The 1,329-nt window shown below is 31.5% G+C and carries 1 protein-coding gene and 1 pseudogene; both read right to left on the reverse strand.

Annotated features, from left to right (window positions below; all coding sequences use genetic code 11):
* The coding region (gene tnpA, locus K357_RS0108300) for an IS200/IS605 family transposase (RefSeq protein ID WP_028258276.1) at positions 1-192 on the reverse strand (192 nt) is incomplete at its 3' end.
* A gap of 175 nt (positions 193-367) precedes the next feature.
* A pseudogene (locus K357_RS10135) lies at positions 368-529 on the reverse strand (IS256 family transposase); the annotation flags it as partial.
* Between the last annotated feature and the right edge of the window lie 800 nt (positions 530-1,329).

Consider the following 1,329-nt stretch of genomic DNA (forward strand, 5'->3'; position numbering starts at 1 on the left):
CATATGTATATGATCCGAACAGCATTCCGCCTCGATAATTTCTACATTTTTTCTCTTACTTAAATCTCTTAGAATTTTACCTACATCAACTTTTATCCGACCATAAATTATTTGCCTTCTATACTTTGGAGCAAAAACAATATGATATTTACATCTCCATTTACTATGTGATAAGCTTTTTACGTCATTCATTGACATTGAACCTCCTATGTTAAAATGTTGTGGTTGCCAGACCAACTTCATTTTATCACTAGGAGGTTCTTTCCTTTTCTCTAAGAAATTTTACTGACCCCCAGTTTAACTGGGGGTTTAATCATGCCTATTCGGCGTACAATGAAGGCGGGTTCGGTGAGTGCATATAGCATCACCAGACCACCGTTTTTATTCTTCTTTCTATTGACATACCACGATGATTTCGCAGCATAGTACGTGATTATGTATCAATTCCATCCACAATTCGATTGTTTGTAGCAATACATTCAAACTATAAATATTCATCTAAATACGTAAATAATACATCTTTATTGATTCATTTGATTGCTAAATCAATTCCATCAACAAAAACAACTGTACTCGATACTTCAATTTTAGGAGAGCAACGGTCATAAGTCCCAAAACCTTACTGATTTTCTACGAAAACTACGGCCTTGTCCTGACATTTCATTCTGACTATTTTTGCTAAACACCCCTATTAAAAACAATTGTAATTCAACTTCATTTTTTATAATTATATTCATAAATGCACATCTACACTGCCTCTATATCCATCTTTGAGCACCTGCATTAGACCTATCATGTTTTCTACAACTAAAGCCACAATTAGGACATCTAACATTGTTCATAAAAATACTCCTTCAAAAAATATATTCCTAAAAAGATAAAGCCCTATTTAGACAAAAAAATGCAAGAGTTTTCAGCTTTTTTACAACACATTTTGTCACTCTTTAAAGTTCACTACAAAAGATAAAATGCCGATAGGACTAGATATTACCTAGTTCTATCGGCATTTAAAACAACACGTTTTGTCCTATAACCACCTATATAATGCAAATAATCACTATTAACATAAATTTTACTTTTATTTAGAAATGCACTGATGGCTTCATTTGTATAAATATTGTCTGATGTTATTGCTGTTCTTCCAATAGTTAATTTAAAGCTCATAATAACAGTACCATCTAGCACAAGTTTTATACCTGTATCAATAATAACTTTATCAGTTATAAATTCAAAAGTATCCTCTCAAGCATCACTCCTAAATAACGTAATAAAAAAACTCGTTTTAAACTCTTATAGAATTACATTACTCTCAAACATGAACATACTACA

The sequence above is a fragment of the Veillonella montpellierensis DSM 17217 genome (genome assembly GCF_000426745.1).
GTDB classification, from domain to species: Bacteria; Bacillota; Negativicutes; order Veillonellales; family Veillonellaceae; genus Veillonella; species Veillonella montpellierensis.